Here is a 23,917-nt window from a genome sequence, read left to right as displayed (position 1 = left end):
GGCGTGGAGCTGCCGCTGCGCGCCTACTTCGAGGCGCCTACCGTGGCCTCGCTCGCCCTGCGCATCGCGACCGCCCGGAGCGAGCACAAGCCGGGCGTTCCGCCCCTCACGCCGATGCCGCGCACCGGTGAGCTGCCGCTGTCCTTCGCGCAGCAGCGACTGTGGGTCATCGACCAGATCGAGCCCGGCAACACGGCCTACAACCTGCCCACCGTCATCCGCCTCCGGGGGAGCCTGGACGTGGGCGCGCTGGAGAAGTCCTTCACCGCGCTCGTCGCGCGGCATGAATCGCTGCGCACCCTGTTCACCGCGCAGGAAGACGAGCCCACACAGCGCATCCTCGCGCCGTCGACATTCCCGCTGACGGTGGTGGACCTGAGCACCGTGCCGGCGGGCGAGCGTGAGGCACAGGCGGAGCGGCTGGCCGCCGAGGAGACGCAGCGCCCGTTCGACCTGGCACGAGGGCCGTTGCTGCGCGCCCTGCTGCTCCGGATGGATGCGGGAGACCATGTGCTCGCGGCGACGATGCACCACATCGTTTCCGACGGCTGGTCCATGGGTGTACTCATGCGCGAGGTGGCCGTGTTCTACGGCGCCTTCGCGTCCGGGCATGAGCCGAGGCTCCCGCCGCTGCCCATCCAATACGCGGACTACGCCGCGTGGCAGCGGGGGTGGCTGCGGGGCGAGGCACTGGAGAAGCAGCTCGGCTACTGGCGGCAGCAGCTCTCCGGTGCGCCCCCCGTGCTGGAGCTGCCCACGGACAAGCCGCGTCCCGCCGTGCAGTCCATCCGCGGCGTCCACCTGCCGGTCCAGGTGCCAGCCGCGCTGATGCGGCGCCTGGAGGCGCTCTGCCAGCGCGAGGGTGTCACGCCCTTCATGGGGCTGCTCGCCGTATGGCAGGTGCTGCTCGCGCGCTACTCGGGACAGGACGACATCAGCGTCGGCTCGCCCATCGCGGGCCGCACCCGCTCGGAGACCGAAGGCCTCATCGGGTTCTTCGTCAACACGCTGGTGCTGCGCACCCAGGTGGACCCGCGTGCCACCTTCCGTGAGCTGCTCGCCAGGGTGCGGTCCACCACCCTGGGGGCCTATGAGCACCAGGACGTCCCCTTCGAGAAGCTCGTCGAGGAGCTGCGGCCCCAGCGCAGCCTGAGTCACTCGCCGCTGTTCCAGGTGATGCTCGTCCTGCAGAACACCCCGACAGCCGCCCTGGAGGTGCCGGGCGGCGCGGGCGGCGCGGCTCCGCTGGAGCTGCGCCCGGTGAACTCGGAGATCCAGACAGCCAAGTTCGACCTGACGCTGTCCCTGAGCCAGACGCCGGAGGGGCTGGCCGGAACGCTGAGCTACCGCACGGACCTGTTCGAGCGGCCCACCATCTCCCGGATGGTGGAGCACCTGAGCACGCTCCTGGAGGCCGCGGTCTCCACGCCGGATTCACGCGTGGGGGAGCTGCCCCTGCTGCCCGCCTCCGAGCGTCAGCAGGTGATCGCGAGCTGGAATGACACGCGCCAGGAGCTGGGATGGGACGGTGCGCTGCACGAGCGGTTCGAAGTGCAGGCGGCTCGTACGCCTGACGCGCTGGCCGTCCTCGATGACTCCGCTTCGCTGTCCTTCGCGCAGGTCAACCGCCGCGCCAACCAGCTGGCGCATGTCCTGCGCCAGCGCGGCGTGGGGCCCGAGGTGCGCGTCGCCCTCTGCATGGAGCGCGGCGTGGACATGGTGGTCGCCGTCCTCGCCATCCTCAAGGCTGGCGGCGCCTACGTCCCCATGGACCCCGCCTACCCCCGCGAGCGCCTGGCCTTCATGCTCCAGGACTGCGGTGCCCGCCTCACCCTCACCCAGCGTCACCTGTCCGAGCGCATGGAGGGCTCCGGCGTGGAGCCCCTCTACCTCGATGATGCGGCGGTGCGCGAGCAGCTCGCTCGCGAGTCCGAGGCCAACCCGCCTCGCCTCACCTCTCCCGAGCATCTCGCCTATGTCATCTACACCTCCGGCTCCACCGGTCGCCCCAAGGGCGTCATGGTTCAGCACGCTTCCGTGATGAACCTGCGCGCTGCCCTGGCTTCGGCTGTGTATGCCGGAGCCGAAGGCGCGCTGCGCGTCAGCCTCAACGCGCCTCTCGCCTTCGACGCCTCGGTGAAGCAACTCATCCAGGTGGCCGATGGCCATGCCCTGTGCGTCGTGCCCCAGGCGGCGCGCGAGGACGTCGCCCTGCTCAAGGCGTGGGTGGAGAAGCACCAGCTCGACGTCCTCGACTGCTCGCCCTCGCACCTGCGCCTGCTGCTGGAAGAGGGACTGGCCTCCTCACGCCCCTTGCGCGTGCTGGTGGGCGGCGAGGCCGTGGACGAAGCACTCTGGGCGAAGCTGGCGGCCCACCCCTTCATCCACTGCTTCAACGTCTACGGCCCCACCGAGTGCACCGTCGACACCACCGCTCGCTCCATTCGCGGCGCCTCACGGCCCACCCTCGGCGGCCCCCTGGCCAACGTGCAGGTCTACGTCCTCGACGAGCGCATGCAGCCGGTGCCCACTGGCGTCCCCGGTGAGCTCTTCATCGGCGGCGCAGGCGTCGCTCGCGGCTACCTCGGCAGGCCCGAGCTCTCCGCCGAGAAGTTCATCCCGGACCCGTTCGGCACCACACCCGGCGGCCGCCTCTACCGCACCGGCGACAAGGTGCGCTGGCTCGCCGACGGTGAGCTGGACTACCTGGGCCGCATCGACTTCCAGGTGAAGCTGCGCGGCTTCCGCATCGAGCTGGGCGAAATCGAAGCTGCCCTGGAGCAGGAGTCCGCCGTCAGCCGCGCCGTGGTGCTCGCTCGCGAGGACGTCCCTGGCAACGCGCGCCTCGTCGCATACCTCGTCACGCCTGAAGGCCACCCCCTCGACACGGCCGCGCTGCGTTCCTCGCTGCTGCGCTCGCTGCCCGAGTACATGGTGCCTTCCGCCTTCGTCTTCCTGGAGGCACTGCCCCTCAACACCCACGGCAAGGTCGACCGCAAGGCCCTGCCCGCTCCCGAGGCGGAAGCCAGCGCCACCTTCGTCGCCCCGCGCACGCCCACCGAGACGCAGCTCGCCGCCATCTGGGCCGACGTGCTTCACCTGGAGAAGGTCGGAGTCACCGACGACTTCTTCTCCCTCGGCGGCCACTCGCTGCTGGCCACCCAGGTCATCTCCCGCATGCGCCGGGCCTTCGAGGTGGAGCTGCCCGTGCGCGCCCTCTTCGAAGCGCCCACCATCGCCGCGCTCGCTCCGCGAGTGGAGTCCGCCCGCCAGTTCCAGGCCGGCGAGAAGCTCCCTCCGCTGGTGCCCGTGTCGCGCACCAACGCGCTGCCGCTGTCCTTCGCTCAGCAGCGCCTCTGGTTCCTCGACAGGCTCCAGCCCGGCAGCGCCTTCTACAACATCCCCTTCGCCGCCCGGATTGATGGCCCGCTGCACCGCGAGGCGCTTACCCGCACCCTCCAGGAACTGGTCCGCCGCCACGAGGCGCTCCGCACCACCTTCCACACCCAGGACGAGGGCGAGCCCGTCCAGCAGGTCCACCCGGACGCGGAGCTCACGCTGTCCTTCGTGGACCTTGGCGGCATCCCCGAGGCCCGGCGTGACGATGCTGCCCGGCGCCAGGCGTTCGAGGAGGCGCAGAAGCCCTTCGACCTGACGCTCGCGCCACTGCTCCGCGCCACGCTGGTGCGGCTGTCGGACGAGTCCCATGTGCTGCTCGTCACCGTCCATCACATCGTGACGGACGGCTGGTCCAACGGCATCCTCATGCGCGAGGTGGGGGCGCTCTACCCGGCCTTCTCGCGCGGCCTGCCGTCTCCGCTGCCGCCGCTGCCGCTCCAGTACGCGGACTACGCGGCCTGGCAGCGCGGCTGGCTCCGCGACGAGGCGCTGGAGCGGCAGGTGGCCTGGTGGCGCAACAACCTCCACGGCGTGCCGCAGGCGCTGGAGCTGCCCACCGACAGACCCCGCCCGCCCGTGCAGACGGACCGTGGCGGCGTCGTCCACGTGAATCTGGGGCAGACGCTCTCGGCCGCGCTCCAGCAACTGTGCGAGCGCGAGGGCGTCACGCCCTTCATGGCCCTGCTGGCAACCTTCCAGGTGCTGCTGTCGCGCTACTCGGGCCAGGACGACATCGTGGTGGGCTCGCCCATCGCCAACCGCCAGCGCACCGAGCTGGAGGGCATCGTCGGCTTCTTCGTCAACACGCTCGCCCTGCGCGGACGGCTGTCGCCCGAGATGCGCTTCCGGGAGCTGCTCGCCCAGGTGAAGGAGACGACGCTCGGCGCGTACTCGCACCAGGACGTCCCCTTCGAGAAGCTGGTGGACGAGCTGAAGCTGGAGCGGGACCTGAGCCGCTCCCCGCTGTTCCAGGTGATGCTCGCGCTGCAGAACACCCCGCGCCAGCAGGCGCGCGAAGGTGGAGGCGGCGTGGGCACCGTGCGCCCGCTGGAGGTGGACAGCGGCACGGCCAAGTTCGACCTGGCGCTGCTGCTCGCGAGCTCGGATGGCGAGATTTCCGGAGGGCTCGAGTACAACTCCGACCTCTTCGACGAGGCGACGGCGCGGCGCATGGGCAGCCACCTGGTGCGGCTGCTGGAGTCGGCCGTGGCCGATGCGGGCCAGCCCATCTCCCGCCTGCGGCTGCTCGGCGAGGACGAGCGGCGCCAGCTCCTGTTGGACTTCAACGACACCTCACGCGGGCCCCACACGCCCGTGCTGGTGCACCGTCCGGTGGAGGCCCAGGCCCGGCGTACGCCGCATGCCATCGCCATCAGTGACGGCACGCACTCGCTCACCTACGCGGAGCTGGATGCGCGGGCCAACCAGATGGCCCACCACCTGGTACACCTGGGCGTACCCGCCGGAGGCACGGTCGGCATCTGCGTGGACAAGAGCCTGGACATGGCCGTCGCCGTCCTGGCCACTCACAAGGCCGGCGCGGCGTACCTGCCGCTGGACCCCACCTACCCCGCCGACCGGCTCGCCTTCATGCTGGACGACGCGAAGGCTCCGGTCGTCCTTACCCAGTCACACCTGCTCTCCGCGGTGCCCGCCAACTCGGGCGCGCTTCGCGTGTGCGTGGACACCGAGGCCGAGCTGCTCTCTCGCCTGCCGACGCACGCGCCAGACCGCGACGTGTCGCCGGAGTCCAACTGCTACTTCATCTACACGTCCGGCAGCACCGGCCGGCCCAAGGGCATCGTCATGCCCCACCGGGCCATCAGCTACATGCTGGAGTGGCAGAACGCGCAGTCCGTCCACCCGGCGGGAGTCACACTGCAGTTCGCCTCGCTCAACTTCGACGTGTCCGTCCAGGAGCTGTTCAGCACCTGGTGGATGGGCGGCACGGTGCTGCTACCCACGGGTGGCCTGCGCCAGGACATCCCCGCGCTGCTCGAGTACATGGACCGGCACGCGGTGGAACGACTGTTCCTTCCGTTCGTCGCGCTCCAGGCCATGGCGGATGCCGTCTCGCACGGGGCCAGGCCGCCGCGCGCGCTCATCGAGGTGGTGACGGCGGGCGAGCAGCTCCAGGTGACGCCGGCCCTGGTGGCCTTCTTCGAGAAGCTGCCCGGGTGCGTGCTGGAGAACCAGTACGGCCCCTCCGAGGCGCACGTCGTTTCCGCGTACCGGCTGCAGGGGCCTCCGTCCACATGGCCCCGGCTGCCGTGCATCGGCTCGACCATCGCGGACACGCAGCTCTACGTGCTGGATACCCACGGGCAGCCCTGCCCGGTGGGCGTGCCCGGTGAGGTGTTCGTCGGGGGCACGCACCTGGCGCATGGCTACCTGGCGAGGCCGGACCTGACGGCGAAGGCCTTCGTGCCCAACCCGTTCAGCGCCGAGCCGGGAGCGCGGATGTACCGCACCGGCGACGCGGCGAGGTGGAAGCCGGACGGCAACCTGGACTTCCTCGGCCGCCTGGATGGCCAGGTGAAGCTGCGCGGCTACCGCGTGGAGCTGGGCGAGGTGGAGTCCGTCCTGCGCGAGGCGTCCGGCGTGCGCGACGCGGCCGTCGTGGTTCGCGAGGTCGCGGGCGACAAGCGGCTGGTGGCCTACGTGGTCCCCACGGGCCCGATGGAAGCCGAGAGCCTGCGCGGCTTCCTCCAGCAGCGGCTGCCCGAATACATGGTGCCCTCCGCCTTCGTCATGATGGAGGTGCTGCCACTGACGCCCAGCGGGAAGCTGGCGCGCAACCTGCTCCCCGCGCCCGATGTGGAGAGCCTGCGCGGCAGCGCGCCCTTCACGGCCCCGCGCACCCCGATGGAGGAGAAGCTCGCGGAGCTGTTCTCCGCCATCCTGCGCCTGCCCCAGGTGAGCGTCACCGACAGCTTCTTCGAGCTGGGCGGCCACTCGCTGCTGGCCACGCAGGTCATCTCGCGCATCCGCTCCCAGCTCGGCGTGGAGCTGCCCCTGCGCGCCCTCTTCGAGGCGCCCACCGTGGCCGCCCTCGCCTCGCGCATCGAGTCCGCCCGGCAGTCCGCCACCGGCCCCCAGGCGCCCGCCATCGTCCCCGTGCCTCGCACCGGGCCGCTGCCGCTCTCCTTCGCCCAGCAGCGCCTGTGGTTCATCGACCAGCTCCAGCCCGGCAGCGCCTCCTACAACATGCCCACCTTCGTGCGCATGGACGGGCCGCTCGACGTCGAAGCCCTGCGCCGCGGCTTCGAGGCGCTGGTGCACCGGCATGAGGCCCTGCGCACCACCTTCACCCAGCAGGAGGGACAGCCCCTCCAGCTCATCTCCTCCGTGGGCGAGCTGCCCCTTCAGATGGTGGACCTGAGCAATCTGGAGCCGCAGGCCGCCCACGCCAAGCTGGAGCGCCGCCTGCGCGAGGAGCTGCTGACGCCCTTCAACCTCTCCACCGGTCCGCTGCTGCGCGCCCAACTGCTGAAGCTGGGACCCACGGACCACGTGCTCGCGCTGAACATGCACCACATCGTCTCGGACGGTTGGTCCATGGGCGTGCTGGTGCGCGAGGTGGCAGCCCTCTACGACGCCTTCTCGCAAGGCAGGCCCTCGCCGCTGCCTCCGCTGCCGCTCCAGTACGCGGACTACTCCGTCTGGCAGCGCAACTGGCTGCAGGGCGTGGTGCTCGACGAGCAGCTCGGCTGGTGGAAGCAGCACCTCTCCGGCGCCGCCACCCTGGAGCTGCCCACCGACAAGCCCCGTCCTCCCGTGCAGACCTTCCGTGGGGCACACGTGCCCCTGGCACTGTCCCGGGCCGCTTCGGACAAGCTCAATGCGCTGTGCCAGCAGGAGGGCGCCACGCCCTTCATGGCCCTGACGGCTGCGTTCCAGGTGCTGCTGTCCCGGTACACCGGTCAGCAGGACATCTCCGTCGGCTCGCCCATCGCCGGGCGCAACCGGGGTGAGCTGGAAGGCCTCATCGGCTTCTTCGTCAACACGCTGGTGATGCGGACGCAGCTGGACGCTCGCCGCTCCTTCCGCGAGGTGCTGCGGCAGGTGAAGGACGCGGCCCTGGGCGCCTATGCGCACCAGGACGTGCCCTTCGAGCGGCTGGTGGAGGAGCTGCAGCGGACTCGCGACATGAGCCGCAGCCCGCTGTTCCAGGTGTTCATCGCCCTGCAGAACACGCCCATGCCCCAGGGGCCCGCCCAGAAGATGGCCGTGGCGCTGCGCCCGCTGGAGATGGTGGAGAATCCCACCATCAAGTTCGAGCTCCAGCTCAACGTGTCGGAGACCTCCGACGGCTACCAGGGCTCGCTGGGCTACAACACCGACCTGTTCGAGAGCACGACGGCCCAGCGGATGGCGGAGCACTTCCGCGTCCTCGTGGAGGCCCTCGTCACCCGGACCGATGCGCCCCTCGCGTCCCTCTCCATGCTCACCGAGGCGGAGCGCCGGCAGGTGCTGGTGGAGTGGAACGCCACCGCCACCGACTACCCGCGCGGCTCCACCCTGCCCGAGGTCTTCTCGCAGGTGGTGGCGAGGTACGCGGACAAGGTCGCCGTCGAGTTCGGTGACTCCAAGCTCACCTATCGGCAGCTGGACGCGCGCGCCAACCAGCTCGCGCACCATCTGCGCGACCTGGGTGTATCCACCGACTCGCGCGTGGCCATTGCGCTCGACCGCTCGCTGGAGCTGATTGTCTCTCTCGTCGCCATCCTCAAGGCTGGCGGCGCCTACGTCCCGCTGGACCCGTCCTATCCGCTTGAGCGCCTCGCCGCCATGGTGGAGGACGCGCGTCCCGGCGTCCTCCTCACCTCGCGTGAGTTGCTGGCGAAGCTGCCGGTGGAAGGCCTGTCCACCGTCGTGCTGGGCGAAGTGTCTCTGGAAGCCCAGCCGACTTCGGCGCCTCCCATGGCCGCTCTGCCCCAGAGCCTCGCGTACATCGACTTCACCTCCGGCTCCACCGGCCGTCCCAAGGGCGTCGGGACTCCCCAGGCCGCCGTGCTGCGCACCGTCTTCGGCAACGACTACGCGCACCTGGGCCCGGACGAGACGTTCCTCCTCATCGCGCCCGTCTCCTTCGATGCGTCCACCCTGGAGCTGTGGGGGCCGCTGCTCCACGGTGCCCGCCTCGTCGTCTTCCCGCCCCACTCGCCTTCCGACCTGAAGGAGCTGGAGTCGGTGTTGGTGAAGCACGGCGTGACGACGCTGCACCTCACCGCCGGCCTCTTCACCCAGGTGGTGGACAACAACTTCTTCAGCCTGCGCTCCATCCGTCAGGTGCTGACGGGCGGTGACGTGGTGAGCGCGCCGCACGTGCGCCGCGTGCTGGAGGAGCTGCGCATCCCGGTGACGGCCTGCTACGGCCCCACGGAGACGACGCTCTTCGCATCCACCCACCGCATGACGGGCGTCGAGCAGGTGGGCACTTCCGTCCCCATCGGCAAGCCCATGGGGAACACGTGCGTGTACCTGGTGGACGCCTCCGGTCAGCCGGTGCCCGTCGGCGTGGTGGGTGAGCTGCTCATCGGCGGTGACGGCGTGGCCCGGGGCTACGTCGAGCAGCCTTCCCTGACCGCCGAGCGCTTCATCCCTGACGCTTTCTCCGGTGTGCCCGGTGCGCGGCTCTATCGCACGGGCGACCTGGCCCGCTGGCGGGGTGACGGCGTGCTGGAGTTCCTCGGCCGCGCCGACGCGCAGGTGAAGGTGCGCGGCTACCGCATCGAACTGGCCGAAGTCGAAGCCGCCCTGCTCGCCTTCCCCGAGGTGGGTCAGGCCGTGGCCCTGGTGCGCGAGGACGTGCCCGGCGACAAGCGCCTCGTCGGCTACGTCGCTGCTCCCGAGTCCCTCGACACCGCTGCCCTGCGCGCCGCGCTCAAGCAGCGGCTGCCCGAGTACATGGTGCCCTCCGCCCTCGTGCGGCTGGACATCCTGCCCCTCACCTCCAACGCCAAGGTCGACCGCAAGGCCCTGCCCGCTCCCGACTCGGCGCTGATCTCCAAGGCGGAGTCCTTCGTCGCGCCTCGTACCATCACCGAGGAGCAACTCGCCGCTCTCTGGACCCAGGTGCTCCGCGTGCAGCGCATCGGCGTCCACGACAACTTCTTCGAGCTGGGCGGACACTCGCTGGTGGCCACGCAGGTCATCTCGCGCATCCGCTCGACGTTCGAAGTGGAGCTACCGCTGCGTGCCCTCTTCGAGGCACCCACCGTGGCCGCCCTCGCCTTGCGCATCGAGTCCGCCCGGCAGTCCGCCGCTGGCCCCCAGGCGCCCGCCATCGTCCCCGTGCTGCGTAACGGGCCGCTGCCGCTCTCCTTCGCACAGCAGCGCCTGTGGTTCATCGACCAGCTCCAGCCCGGCAGCGCCTCCTACAACATGCCCACCTTCGTGCGCATGGACGGGCCGCTCGACGTCGAAGCCCTGCGCCGCGGCTTCGAGGCGCTGGTGCACCGGCATGAGGCCCTGCGCACCACCTTCACCCAGCAGGAGGGACAGCCCCTCCAGCTCATCTCCTCCGTGGGCGAGCTGCCCCTTCAGATGGTGGACCTGAGCACTCTGGAGCCGCAGGCCGCTCGCGCCGAGCTGGAGCGCCGCCTGCGCGAGGAGCTGCTGACGCCCTTCAACCTCTCCGCCGGTCCGCTGCTGCGCGCCCAACTGCTGAAGCTGGGCCCCACGGACCACGTGCTCGCGCTGAACATGCACCACATCGTCTCGGACGGTTGGTCCATGGGCGTGCTGGTGCGCGAGGTGGCGGCCCTCTACGACGCCTTCGCGCAGGGCCGGCCCTCACCGCTGCCGCCACTGCCGCTCCAGTACGCGGACTACGCCGTCTGGCAGCGCAACTGGCTGCAGGGCGCGGTGCTCGACGAGCAGCTCGGTTGGTGGCGCAAGCAGCTCTCCGGCCTCTCGACGCTGGAGCTGCCCACCGACAAGCCCCGTCCTCCCGTGCAGACCTTCCGTGGTGCGCATGTGCCGGTGGTCTTGTCTCGGGCGGCGTCGGAGAAGCTCAAGGCGCTGTGTCAGCAGGAGGGCCTCACGCCCTTCATGGCACTGCTCGCCGCGTTCCAGGTGCTGCTGTCGCGCTACACCGGCCAGCCGGACGTCGCGGTGGGCTCGCCCATCGCGGGCCGCCAGCGTGGCGAGCTGGAGGGCCTCATCGGCTTCTTCATCAACACGCTGGTGATGCGGGCCTGGGTGGATGACCAGTCCTCGTACTTGCACCTGCTGCGCCGGGTGAAGGAAACGGCGTTGGGCGCATACGCCCATCAGGACGTGCCCTTCGAGCGGCTGGTGGAAGAACTCCAGCCCGCTCGCGACATGAGCCGCAGCCCGCTATTCCAGGTCATCTTCGCCCTGCAGAACGCACCCACGGCCGCTTCGATGCAGGGCCCGGAGCAGGCTCGGAAGCCGGCACTGGCACTGCGCCCGCTGGACGAAGTGAACAACCCCACGGTCCGGTTCGAGCTGGAGCTGAGCCTCTCCGAAACGGCTGAAGGCTTCCAGGGCCCCCTGCGGTACAACACCGACCTGTTCGCGCCCGCCACCGCCGCGCGGATGGCCGAGCACTTCCAGGTGCTGGTGGAAGCCCTCGTCGCCCGGCCGAACGCGCCCCTGGCCACCCGCTCCATGCTCACCGAGGCGGAGCGCCGGCAGGTGCTGGTGGAGTGGAACGCCACCGCCACCGAGTACCCGCGCGGCTCCACCCTGCCCGAGGTCTTCTCGCAGGTGGTGGCGAGGTACGCGGACAAGGTCGCCGTCGAGTTCGGTGACTCCAAGCTCACCTATCGGCAGCTGGACGCGCGCGCCAACCAGCTCGCGCACCATCTGCGCAACCTGGGTGTGTCCACCGACTCGCGCGTGGCCATTGCGCTCGACCGCTCGCTGGAGCTGATTGTCTCTCTCGTCGCCATCCTCAAGGCTGGCGGCGCCTACGTCCCGCTGGACCCGTCCTATCCGCGTGAGCGCCTCGCCGCCATGGTGGAGGACGCGCGTCCCGGCGTCCTCCTCACCTCGCGTGAGTTGCTGGCGAAGCTGCCAGTGGAAGGATTGTCCACCGTCGTGCTGGGAGAGGTGTCCCTGGAGGCACAGGCAACTTCGGCGCCTCCCATGGCCGCTCTGCCCCAGAGTCTCGCGTACATCGACTTCACCTCCGGCTCCACGGGTCGCCCCAAGGGTGTCGGGACTCCCCAGGCCGCCGTGCTGCGCACCGTCTTCGGCAACGATTACGCGCACCTGGGCCCGGACGAGACCTTCCTCCTCATCGCGCCTGTGTCCTTCGATGCCTCCACCCTGGAGCTGTGGGGGCCGCTGCTCCATGGCGCAAGGCTCGTCGTCTTCCCGCCCCACTCGCCTTCCGACTTGAAGGAATTGGAGGCCGTCCTCACGAAGCACGGAGTGACGACGCTGCACCTCACCGCCGGCCTCTTCACCCAGGTGGTGGACCACAACTTCCCCGCCCTTCGCGGCGTGAAGCAGTTGCTCACCGGGGGTGACGTGGTGAGCGCGCCTCACGTCCGCCGCGTGTTGGAGGAGCTGCGCATCCCGGTGACGGCCTGCTACGGCCCCACGGAGACGACGCTCTTCGCCTCCACCCACCGCATGACCTCGGTGGAGCACGTGGGCTCATCCGTGCCCATCGGCCGGCCCATCGGTAATACGCAGGTGTACCTGCTGGATGCCGCCGGGCAGCCCGTGCCCGTCGGCGTCGTTGGGGAGCTGTTCATCGGCGGCGACGGTGTGGCCCGAGGCTACGTCGAGCAGCCCGCCCTCACCGCCGAGCGATTCGTCCCAGACTCCTTCTCGGGTGTTCCGGGTGCTCGCCTCTACCGCACGGGCGACCTCGCTCGTCGGCGCAATGATGGCGTACTGGAGTTCCTCGGCCGTGCGGACGCGCAGGTCAAGGTCCGCGGCTACCGCATCGAGCTGGCCGAAGTCGAAGCCGCGCTGCTCGCCTTCCCGGACGTGGCCCAGGCCTTGGCCCTGGTGCGAGAGGACGTGCCCGGCGACAAGCGCCTCGTTGGCTACGTCGCCGCGCCCGAGTCCCTCGACACGGCTGAGTTGCGCGCCGCCCTCAAGCAGCAACTGCCCGAGTACATGGTGCCCTCTGCCCTCGTGCGCCTGGACACCCTGCCCCTCACCTCCAACGCCAAGGTCGACCGCAAGGCCCTCCCTCCTCCAGACGCCGTCCAGGCCTCGCCCACCGAGGCCTTCGTCGTCCCGCGGACTCCCACCGAAGAGAAGCTGGCGGAGGTGTTCGCGACCGTCCTGCGCGTGCCCCAGGTGAGCATCACCGGCAACTTCTTCGAGCTGGGCGGTCACTCGTTGCTCGCCACGCAGGTCATCTCCCGCATCCGCTCCGAGCTCGGCGTGGAGCTGCCCCTGCGCGCCCTCTTCGAGGCGCCCACCGTCGCCGCCCTCGCCGAGCGCATCGAGTCCACGCGTCAGACGGGTGATTCGCTCCAGGCACCTGCCCTCGTGCGACGTGCAGCCTCCTCCGACGCGCTGCCGCTCTCCTTCGCTCAGCAGCGCCTGTGGTTCATCGACCAGCTCCAGCCCGGCAGCTCCGCCTACAACATGCCCTCGCCGGTGCGCCTCACCGGAGCCCTGGACCTCGCGGCCCTGGAGCGCAGCCTTGGCGCACTCGTCGAGCGTCACGAGTCACTGCGCACCACCTTTGCCTCCAGCAATGGCGAGCCCGTGCAGGTCATCCACCCCGTCTCGGACTTCCAGCTTCCCGTCGTCGACCTGGGCGCACTGCCCACCGACGAACGCGAATCCGAGGCCCGGCGTCTGGCCACCGAGGAGGGCGTCCGCCCGTTCGACCTCTCCAGGGGGCCGCTCTTCCGCGCGTCGCTGCTGAAACTGGCGCCCGATGAGCACGTGCTGCTCCTCAACCTGCACCACATCGTCTCCGACGGCTGGTCTCTCAGCGTGCTCGTGCGCGAACTGGCCGCCCTCTACGAGGCCCATGCCTCGGGACGGACGCCTCGCCTCGCGCCACTGCCGACGCAGTACGCCGACTACGCGGTGTGGCAGCGCAACTGGCTGAGCGGAGCGGTGCTGGAGGCACAGCTCGGATACTGGAAGCAGCAGCTCGGCAGCGCCCCGCAGGCACTGGAGCTGCCCACCGACAGGCCCCGTCCGCCCGTGCAGACGTTCCACGGCGCGACGCACCCCTTCGCGCTTCCCGCGGAGCTGGGGCAGCAGCTGGAGGCGCTCGCCCGCCAGCACAATGCCACCCTCTTCATGGTGCTGCTCGCCGGCTGGCAGACGCTGCTCTCCCGCTACTCGGGGCAGGACGACATCGTCGTCGGCTCGCCCATCGCCGGCCGCAACCGCACGGAGACGGAGGGCCTCATCGGCTTCTTCGTCAACTCGCTCGCCCTGCGCGCCCGCGTCTCCGACGAGGACACCTTCGCGTCCCTGCTGGGCAGGGTGCGTGAGGCCACGCTGGGCGCCTATGCCCACCAGGAAGTGCCCTTCGAGAAGCTGGTGGAGGTGCTCCAGCACGAGCGCGACCTGAGCCGCTCGCCGCTCTTCCAGGTCATGTTCTCGCTGCAGAACCTGCCGGCTTCCTCCATCTCCCTGCCGGGCTTGAAGCTCTCCACCGTGGAGGCTCCCACCCACGTCGCCAAGTTCGAGCTGACGCTGACGGTGACGCCGGGCCCGCGGGGGCTATATGGCTCGCTGAACTACAACACCGACCTGTTCGACGCCCCCACCGTCGCGCGCATGGCGGGCCACCTGCACACCCTGCTGGAGGCCATCGCCGCCAACCCCCGCCAGCGCCTGTCCGAGCTGCCACTGATGCGCGAGGACGAGCGCCGGCAGGTCGTCGAGCAGTGGAACGACACGGCAGCCCCCTTCGCGGACGGCGCACTCTTCCACGAGCAGTTCGAGGCCCAGGTGCAGCGCACGCCCGACGCCGCGGCACTCCGCTTCGGCGAGCGCACGATGAGCTACCGCGAGCTGGATGCGCGGGCCAACCAGCTCGCCCATGAGCTGCGCGCCCGGGGCGTGCGCCCCGATACTCGGGTGGCGCTGTGCGTGGAGCGCTCGTTCGACGTGGTGGTGGGGCTGCTCGGCGTGCTCAAGGCCGGCGGCGCCTACGTGCCCATGGACCCCGCCTACCCCCGCGAGCGCCTGGACTTCATGCTCCAGGACTGCGGCGCGTCGGTGCTCCTCACCCACTCACACCTGAGCGACACGCTTCCCTCCTTCTCGGGTGACGTGCTTGCACTCGATGCCCTCGCGCCCGTTCTCTCGCGCCACCCAGCCACAACACCGGCGCGAGTGGGCACGACGGACAACCTCGCGTACGTCATCTACACCTCGGGCAGCACTGGCCGTCCCAAGGGCGTCATGGTGAGCCACCGCGGCGTGCCCAACCTAGCGGCGGACATCGCCCGCGTCACCGGCCTGCGTGCTGGACAGCGCGTGCTCCAGTTCGCGTCCCCCAGCTTCGACGCCTCCGTGTACGAGGTGACGCTGGCCCTGTTCCACGGCGCCACCCTGGTGATGGCGCCGCGCGAGGACCTGATGCCGGGCCAGCCGCTGATGGACGTGCTGCGCGGTCAGGCCATCGACCAGGTGCTGCTGCCGCCCTCCGTGCTGGCCATCCTGCCGACCCAGGGGCTGGAGACGCTGGGCACGATTCTCTCCGGCGGCGAGGCCTGCACGGCCGAGCTGGTGGAGAAGTGGGCGACTGGCCGGCAGTTCTTCAATGCGTATGGCCCTACCGAAACCACCGTCATCGCCAACCTGTACCTCTGTGCCCCGAACGGACAGCGTCCGCCCCTGGGCCGGGGCCTGGCCAACACGCGGCAATACGTGCTGGACCGCCACCTGCGCCCGGTACCCGTGGGCGTTGCTGGCGAGCTGTGCATCGGCGGCGTGGGCGTGACGCGCGGCTACCTCAATCGGCCCGAGCTGACGGCCGAGAAGTTCATTCCGGACCCGTTCGCCACCGAGCCCGGTGCACGCCTCTACCGCACGGGAGACCTCGTGCGCGCCAGGGCGGACGGCACACTGGACTACGTCGGCCGCACCGACTTCCAGGTGAAGCTGCGCGGCTTCCGCATCGAGCTCGGTGAAATCGAGGCCGTGCTGGCCTCGCACGTCAACGTGCGGCAGGCGCTGGTGCTGGTGCGCGAGGACCGCCCCGGCGACAAGCGACTGGCCGCGTACGTGGTGCCCGCCCAGGGCATGTCCGTCGACGTCGAGTCGCTGCGGGCCACCGCGAAGCAGCGGCTGCCCGAGCACATGGTGCCCTCCGCCTTCGTCGTGCTGGAGGCGCTGCCGCTGACGGCCAACGGCAAGGTGGACCGCAAGGCCCTGCCCGTGCCCGAAGCCCCGGCCTCCACGGCGGAGCACGTCGCCCCGCGCACGCCCACCGAGGAGCTGCTCGCGGGCCTGTGGGCCCAGGTGCTGGGCCTGGAGCGCGTAGGCGCGGAGGCGCAGTTCTTCGAGCTGGGCGGCCACTCACTGCTGGCCACGCAGGTCATCTCCCGCATCCGCTCCACCTTCGGCGTGGAACTGCCCCTGCGTGCCCTCTTCGAGGCCCCCGTCCTCTCCGCGCTCGCGCAGCGGGTGGATGCGGCGGTGCACTCGCGCACCGTCCAGGCTCCGCCCCTGCTGCCCGTGCCGCGCACCGGTGAGCTGCCGCTGTCCTTCGCCCAGCAGCGACTGTGGGTCATCGACCAGCTCGAGCCTGGCAGCTCCGCGTACAACATCCCCACCGCGCTGCGCATGCGCGGGCCGCTGGACGTGGGTGCGATGGAGAAGGCCTTCCTCTCGCTCATCGAGCGCCACGAGGCGCTCCGCACCACCTTCGGCGCCCATGACGGCGAGCCCGTCCAGGTCATCCACCCCGTGCCGCATTTCCCGCTGCCCGTGGTGGACCTGAGCGCGCTGTCCGCCGCGAAGTGCGAGGCCGAGGCCCGCAGGCTGACAGCACAGGAGGCCCAGCGCCCCTTCGACCTGGCGCGAGGGCCCGTCTTCCGCGCCCTGCTGCTGCGCCTGGGTGAGCAGGACCACGTCCTCATCGGGACAATGCACCACATCGTCTCCGACGGCTGGTCCATGGGCGTGCTGGTGCGCGAGCTGACCCAGCTCTACTCGGCGCACTCCAGCGGCCGTGAGGCGCGACTGCCCGCCCTGCCGGTGCAGTACGCGGACTTCGCAGCGTGGCAGCGCGCATGGCTGCGGGGCGAGGCGCTGGAGAAGCAGCTGGGGTACTGGCGTGCGCAGCTCTCCGGCGCGGCGCCCGTGCTGGAGCTGCCCACCGACAAGCCTCGGCCCGCCGTCCAGTCCCACCGGGGTGCATGGCAGCCCGTGCAGCTGTCCGCCCCCGTCACCGACGCGCTCCTGGCCTTGTGCCAGCGCGAGGGCACCACGCCCTTCATGGCCCTGCTGGCGCTCTGGCAGGTGCTGCTGGCCCGCTACTCCGGCCAGGACGACATCTCCGTCGGCTCACCCATCGCCGGCCGCACCCGCGCGGAAACGGAGGGCCTCATCGGCTTCTTCGTCAACACGCTGGTGCTGCGCACCCTGGTGGACCCGCGCGCCACCTTCCGCGAGCTGCTCGCCCGCGTGCGCTCCACCACGCTTGGCGCCTACGAGCACCAGGACGTGCCCTTCGAGAAGCTCGTCGAGGAGCTGCGGCCTCAGCGCAGCCTGAGCCACTCGCCTCTCTTCCAGGTGATGCTCGTCCTGCAGAACGCTCCGACGGCCACCCTGGAGGTGAAGGGTGGCGCGCAGGACAGCACTCCGCTGACCCTGGAGTCCTTCGAGTCCGGCGCTCAGGCCACCAAGTTCGACCTGACGCTCTCGCTGACCCAGGGCTCCGACGGTCTCGGCGGCGCACTGAGCTACCGCACGGACCTGTTCGAGAAGGACACCATCTCCCGCATGGTGGAGCACTTCACCACGTTGGTGCAGGCCGCCGTGTCCGCGCCGCAGACGCGCGTGGGGGAGCTGCCCCTGCTGCCCGCCTCCGAACGCCAGCAGGTGCTGGCGCGATGGAATGACACGCGCCAGGAGCTGGGCTGGGACGGCGCGCTGCATGAGCGCTTCGAGGTGCAGGCGGCACGCACGCCGGATTCACTGGCCGTCCTCGATGACTCCGCTTCGCTGTCCTTCGCGCAGGTCAACCGCCGCGCCAACCAGCTCTCCCGCTGGCTGCGCTTCCGCGGTGTCGGCCCCGAGGTGCGCGTCGCGCTCTGCATGGAGCGCGGCGTGGACATGGTGGTCGCCGTCCTCGCCATCCTCAAGGCCGGCGGCGCCTACGTCCCCATGGACCCCGCCTACCCCCGCGAGCGCCTGGCCTTCATGCTCCAGGACTGCGGTGCACGGCTCGCCCTCACCCAGCGTCACCTGTCCGAGCGCATGGAGGGCTCCGGCGTGGAGCCCCTCTACCTCGACGATTCGGCGGTGCGCGAGCAGCTCTCTCGCGAGTCCGAGGCCAACCCGCCTCGCCTCACCTCGCCCGAGCACCTCGCCTACGTCATCTACACCTCCGGCTCCACCGGCCGCCCCAAGGGCGTCATGGTTCAGCACGCTTCCGTGATGAACCTGCGCTCAGCCCTGGCTTCGGCTGTGTATGCCGGAGCCGAAGGCGCGCTGCGTGTCAGCCTCAACGCGCCTCTCGCCTTCGACGCCTCGGTGAAGCAACTCATCCAGGTGGCCGACGGCCATGCCCTCTGCGTCGTGCCCCAGACTGCTCGCGAGGACGTCGCCCTGCTCAAGGCGTGGGTGGAGAAGCACCAGCTCGACGTCCTCGACTGCTCTCCTTCTCACCTGCGCCTGCTGCTGGAGGAAGGTCTGGCTGCCTCCAGGCCGCTTCGCGTGCTGGTGGGCGGCGAGGCCGTGGACGAAGTCCTCTGGGCGAAGCTGGCGGCCCACCCCTTCATCCACTGCTTCAACGTCTACGGCCCCACCGAGTGCACCGTCGACACCACCGCTCGCTCCATTCGCGGCGCCTCACGGCCCACCCTCGGCGGGCCGCTCGCCAACGTGCAGGTATACGTCCTCGACGAGCGCATGCAGCCGGTGCCCACCGGCGTCCCCGGCGAGCTCTTCATCGGCGGCGCGGGCGTCGCTCGCGGCTACCATGGCAGGCCCGAGCTCTCCGCCGAGAAGTTCATCCCGGACCCGTTCGGCACCACACCCGGCGGCCGCCTCTACCGCACCGGCGACAAGGTGCGCTGGCTGGCCGACGGTGAGCTGGACTACCTGGGCCGCATCGACTTCCAGGTGAAGCTGCGCGGCTTCCGGATTGAACTGGGCGAAATCGAAGCCGCCCTGGAGCAGGAGGCCAGTATCAGCCGCGCCGTGGTACTCGCTCGCGAGGACATCCCCGGCAACGCGCGCCTTGTCGCCTACCTCGTCACGCCTGAGGGCAACCCCCTCGACACGGCCGCGCTGCGCTCCTCGCTGCTGCGCTCGCTGCCCGAGTACATGGTGCCTTCCGCCTTCGTCTTCCTGCCGTCGCTGCCCCTCAACACCCACGGCAAGGTCGACCGCAAGGCGCTGCCCGCTCCGGACGCTTCCGCCACCAGCGCCGCCTACGTCGCCCCGCGCACTCCCACCGAGGAGGCCGTCGCCGCCGTCTGGGCCGAGGTGCTCCACCTGGAGAAGGTCGGCGCCACCGACGACTTCTTCGCCCTCGGCGGCCACTCCCTCCTCGCCGTGCGCCTCATGGCACGACTCCGCGAGCGCACCGGAGTCGCACTCCCTGTCTCGGCCCTCTTCCAGGGCTCCACCGTCGAGCGCCTCGCCCTTCGCCTGGAGCACCGCGACGACGCCCCCCGCTCCACCTCCAACCTCTCCCGTCTGGATGGGGGCACCGCCACCGGCAGGCCTCTCTTCCTCGTCCACGGCGGCGGTGGCAGCGTGCTGGGCTACACCGAGCTCGTCCGCCTGCTCGGCAGTGACAGGCCTCTCTACGGCCTGTCCGCCTCTGGCCTCGACGGGGGCGAGCTGCCCCCTGCCTCCGTTGAAGCCCTCGCCCGCGACTACCTCACCCAAGTCCGCGCCGTGCAGCCCCAGGGGCCCTACCTCCTGGGAGGCTGGTCCTTCGGCGGACTCGTCGCCTACGAGATGGCCCGGCTCCTCCAGGGAGCAGGCGAGCAGGTGGAGCTGCTGGCCCTCCTGGACAGCCACGCTCCCGAGGCCCAGCCCCGGCCCGAGCCGGACGCCCTCATGCAGCTGGCCGGCTTCGGCCGGGTGCTCGGGCTGCCGTGGCAGTCGCTGCCCCTGGACGTGGAGCACCTGCGGCGGCTGGACGTGCGCGGCGCGCTGGCCTACGTGCTGGAGCTGGCCCGGCGCTCTCCCTCGGGCGGGCTCGACCTGGACGTCGACGCGGCCGAGCGCCTGTTCCGTGTGTATCAGCGGCTCAGCCACGCCCAGAGAAACTACGTGCCCGCGGGGGCCTACATGGGCCCGGCCGTCCTCCTCCGGGCCGCCACACCCCCGAGCGGGGCGCCTCGCGCTCAGGACCTGGGCTGGAGTGCGTGGCTCGGCGGCACGCTCACGGTGTATGAAGTGCCGGGCGACCACTTCACCCTGCTAACCGCACCCAACGCCCCCCATGTGGCGGAGCGGCTCGTCAATCACCTGGACTCTCTGGAGCGCGACGCCTCATGACACCCCAAGCCCCTCCTTCACCGGGCTACTCGATGCGGACCTTCGTGACGGTCTGGTTCGGGCAGTTCCTCTCCATGCTGGGCTCGTCGCTGACGACGTTCGCGCTCGGGGCGTACGTCTACGAGACGTCCGGGTCTGTCACGGGCTTCGCCCTCGTCGGCTTCTTCGGCACGCTGCCCATGGTGCTGCTGTCGCCCCTGGCGGGCGTGCTCGCGGACCGGTGGGACCGGCGCAAGCTCATGCTCGTGGGCGACCTGGGCGCGGCGCTGGGCATCTTCCTCATCTGGGGCCTGTTCGCTGGCCAGGACGCGGGGTGGTGGACCATCAAGGTCTGGTACTTCTACGGCCCGCTCCTGATTGGCTCGGCCTTCGTCACGATGTGCTTCCCGGCCTGGACCTCCACCGTGCCGCTGCTCGTCCCCCGCCAGCACCTGGGCCGCGCCAGCGGGATGACGGAGTTGAGCGCCGCCATCGCCCAGATTGCCGGCCCGCTCATCGCCAGCGCGCTGCTGGGCGCCATCGGCCTGCGCGGCATCCTCCTCGTCGATGCCATCTCCTACATCTTCGCCATCGGGGCGCTCATCCTCGTGCGCTTCCCCATGCCGCCCCGCGACGCCACGAAGAAGGCCGGTCAGCGCTCCCTGAAGGCGGACCTGGTGGAGGGTTGGCAGTTCATCCGTGAGCGGCGGGGCCTCTTCGGACTGATGATCTTCATCACCACCGGCGGCTTCATCACCGGCATGGTGCTGCTGCTCATCAATCCGCTGGTGCTGGCCTTCACGGACATCAACCACCTGAAGTGGATTGCCTCCATTGCCGGCATGGGTGGACTGGCGGGCGGCATCATCACCAGCATCTGGGGCGGCCCCCAGCGCCGCATCCTCGGCATCGTGGGCTTCTCCATCGTGTCCGCGCTCATCCTCCCGCTGGCGGCCCTGCCGCCCAACGTGCCGCTCATCGCCGTGTCGGCCGCCATCTTCGTCTCCACGTTCCCGCTCACCTCGGCCTGCAACCAGTTCATCTGGCAGACGAAGGTGCCTCCCGAGCTGCAGGGGCGCGTCGCCTCCCTGCGCCGGGTGGTGTTCCAGAGCATGGGGCTGCTGGTGACCCTGCTGGGCGGCGTCATGGCGGACAACGTCTTCGAGCCCCTGATGGCCAAGGACGGTGCGCTCGCCTCCAGCGTCGGCCGGGTGATTGGCACCGGCCAGGGCCGCGGCGTCGCACTCATGTTCGTCATGCTCAGCCTGCTGATGCTGGCGAACGTCCTCGTGCTGTGGATGTCGCCCCGCACACGCAACGTGGAGTCCGAGCTGCCGGACGCCCTGCCCACCCCTCCTCGCAATCCCCCAGTGCCCACACCCATGCCCGCGGACATCGCGGCGGACGTCGGAGCCGCACCGCGCCTCGCGACCGGGAGCACCGAGACATGAGCACCTTCAACCGCTGGCTCCAGTTGCTTCGCAAGCTGCCCCCCGCGCTGGCCATTGCCACGCCCGGCCTGGGCCCCTGGCTCGCTCGCCGCCGCTGGCCCCGCGCGCAGGGCACGTTCCAGGTGGACGGGCTGCACGGTCCGGTGGAAATCATCCGCGACACCTGGGGCACCCCGCACATCTACGCGCAGGACGAGCACGACCTGTTCTTCGCCCAGGGCTACGTGCACGCGCAGGACCGGATGTGGCAGCTCGAGTTCGGCCGCCTCACCGGCAACGGCCTGCTGGGCTCCGTGCTCGGCCCCCAGGTCGTCCCGATGGACCACATCATGCGCACGCTGGGACTGCGCCGCATGGCGGAGAAGACGCTGCCCCAGGTGACGGCGGAGTCGCGCGTCATCCTGGACGCGTACGCCGCGGGCGTGAATGCGCGCATCGCCAACGAGCCGCTGCCGCTGGAGTTCACCGTGCTGGGGACCAGACCGGCCCCCTGGACGCCGCTGGACACGCTGGTGCGCGGCAACCTGCTGGCGATGATGCTGGGCGGCAACCACCGGCTGGAAATCCTGCGGGCCCGGCTGGTGGCCGAGGCGGGCGAGGAGGTCGCCGCGCTGCTGTTGCCCCTGCACGCGCCGCAGACGCCGCTCATCGTCCCCCCGGAGGCGATGTACAAGGACCTGCGTGGCGTGAAGACGATGGAGGGGCTGGACGCCACGGACGCGGTGCTCGGCGACCCGAACATCGTCACCGGCAGCAACAACTGGGTGGTGCACGGCAAGCGCACCGCCAGCGGCAAGCCGCTGCTCGCCAACGACATTCACATGGGCCTGGGCATGCCGTCGCCCTGGTACGAGAACGGCCTGCACGGCGGCCGCTTCAACCACGTGGGCTTCTCGCTACCGGGCGTGCCGCTGGTGGTCATCGGCCACAACGGCAAGGCCGCCTGGGGCATGTCCAACCTGGGGCCGGACACCCAGGACTTCTACATCGAGAAGCTGGACGACCCGAAGGCGCCCAAGCGCTACGAGTACCAGGGCACCTGGCATGACCTGGAGGTCATCCGCGAGGAGTTCCCCGTGCGCGGCGGCCCGAACGCGGCGGTGGTCATCCGCAGCACCCGGCACGGGCCGCTGCTCAACAGGGCGCTGAGCCGCTCGCTCGGGGACGCCGAGCCGATGGCGCTCTGCTGGGCCCACGCGCAGTGCCGGCCGCTCATCGACGCGCTGGTGAGCATGAACCTGGCGAAGAGCTGGGACGAGTTCCGCGCGGCCTGCAAGCTGTGGGAGAGCCCGGGGCAGAACTTCGTGTATGCGGACTCGGACGGCAACGTGGGCTACCAGTCCACCGGCCGCATCCCCATCCGCGCGCCGGGGCACCAGGGCACGGTGCCTGTGCCGGGCTGGACGGGCGAGTACGAGTGGCAGGGCTTCATCCCCTTCGAAGACCTGCCCTCCTCCCTCAACCCTCCCGCGGGCTTCGCCGCCACGGCCAACAACAAGATCACGTCCGACGAGTACCCGTACGCCATCGCCAGCAACTGGTTCCCGGGCTACCGCGCCCGGCGGATTACCGACCTGCTGGCCGAGGGCACGAAGCACACGGTGGAGGACATGCGCCGCATCCAGGCGGAGACGTACTCCATTCCCGCCGAGCTGCTGCGCCCGCACCTGCTGTCGATGAAGCCCGCGGACGACGCGCAGGCGAAGGCGCTGGCGGAGCTGGCCGCGTGGGACTTGCGCTTCGAGGTGGACCGCGTGGGCGCCACCGTCTTCCACGCCTGGTACATCCAGGTGCTGCGCGCCCTCTTGCGCCACAAGCTGGGGCCGAAGCTGGTGGAGCGCTACCTGGACAGCGACTACGAGCGGCACGGCAGCATGCACATGCCCCTCGTCGTCGACATGATGGGGAAGCCCGACGATGCGTGGTGGGACGACCCGACGACGCCGGAGCGCGAGACGCGCGACGACATCCTCCGGCGCGCGCTCACGGCGGCGATGCAGTGGCTGTCCGAGCGCTTCGGCCCCGAGCTGAAGGGCTGGACGTGGGGCCGCGTCCACACGGTGATGTACCAGCACGCGGTGCTGGGCGGGCCGGGCAGCCCGAAGCCGCTGCGCAAGGCCTTCAACACCCGGACGCTGGCGGCGCGCGGGGACACCTACTCGGTGGACGGCGCCTCCTTCATCTGGAGCCGGCCCTTCGACGTGGTCCATGGCACCGCGCTGCGCGTGGTCATCGACCTGGGAGATGTGACGAAGTCGGTGGCCATTCACGCACCCGGGCAGACTGAGCACCTACACCACCCGCACCGGGATGACCTGATGGACATGAGCCAGAAGGTCGAGTGCCATCCGCTGCTGTACACGCGGGAGGCAGTCGAGTCCCAGGCGAAGAGCACGCTGACACTCCAGCCCGCCACGAAGCGCCTGGGATGA

The 23,917-nt window shown here is 70.4% G+C and carries 3 protein-coding genes (1 of these 3 cut by a window edge); all 3 read left to right on the top strand.

All coding sequences use genetic code 11. From position 1 onward, the window contains the following. Tightly spaced (each overlapping or abutting the next), the 3 genes in view from ACX9TP_RS13255 to ACX9TP_RS13245 form a layout consistent with a single transcriptional unit that may run on beyond the window. A protein-coding gene (locus tag ACX9TP_RS13255; RefSeq protein WP_482980080.1) for a non-ribosomal peptide synthase/polyketide synthase crosses the window boundary here: on the top strand, positions 1–20,055 show its final stretch. The gene continues 22,974 nt to the left of window position 1, outside the view; only the last 20,055 of its 43,029 coding nucleotides appear in the window; its start codon lies beyond the left edge, outside the window; the stop codon is at positions 20,053–20,055. Continuing rightward, the gene (locus tag ACX9TP_RS13250) at positions 20,052–21,485 is read left to right on the top strand and encodes an MFS transporter (RefSeq protein WP_482980079.1); all 1,434 of its coding nucleotides are present in this window, start codon (positions 20,052–20,054) and stop codon (positions 21,483–21,485) included. The genes ACX9TP_RS13255 and ACX9TP_RS13250 overlap by 4 nt, the downstream gene beginning before the upstream one ends. After that, entirely contained in the window at positions 21,482–23,917 is a 2,436-nt protein-coding gene (locus ACX9TP_RS13245) for a penicillin acylase family protein (RefSeq protein ID WP_482980078.1), read from the top strand. The genes ACX9TP_RS13250 and ACX9TP_RS13245 overlap by 4 nt, the downstream gene beginning before the upstream one ends.

This window comes from Pyxidicoccus sp. M15 (assembly GCF_056858435.1).
Note: the sequence above shows the minus strand (reverse complement) of the source record. Positions and strands in the feature narration are given on the sequence as shown.

Coding starts and splice junctions, on each gene's coding strand:
- ACX9TP_RS13250 (WP_482980079.1), top strand. CDS start 20,052: ATGACACCCCAAGCCCCTCCTTCACCGGGCTACTCGATGCGGACCTTC.
- ACX9TP_RS13245 (WP_482980078.1), top strand. CDS start 21,482: ATGAGCACCTTCAACCGCTGGCTCCAGTTGCTTCGCAAGCTGCCCCCC.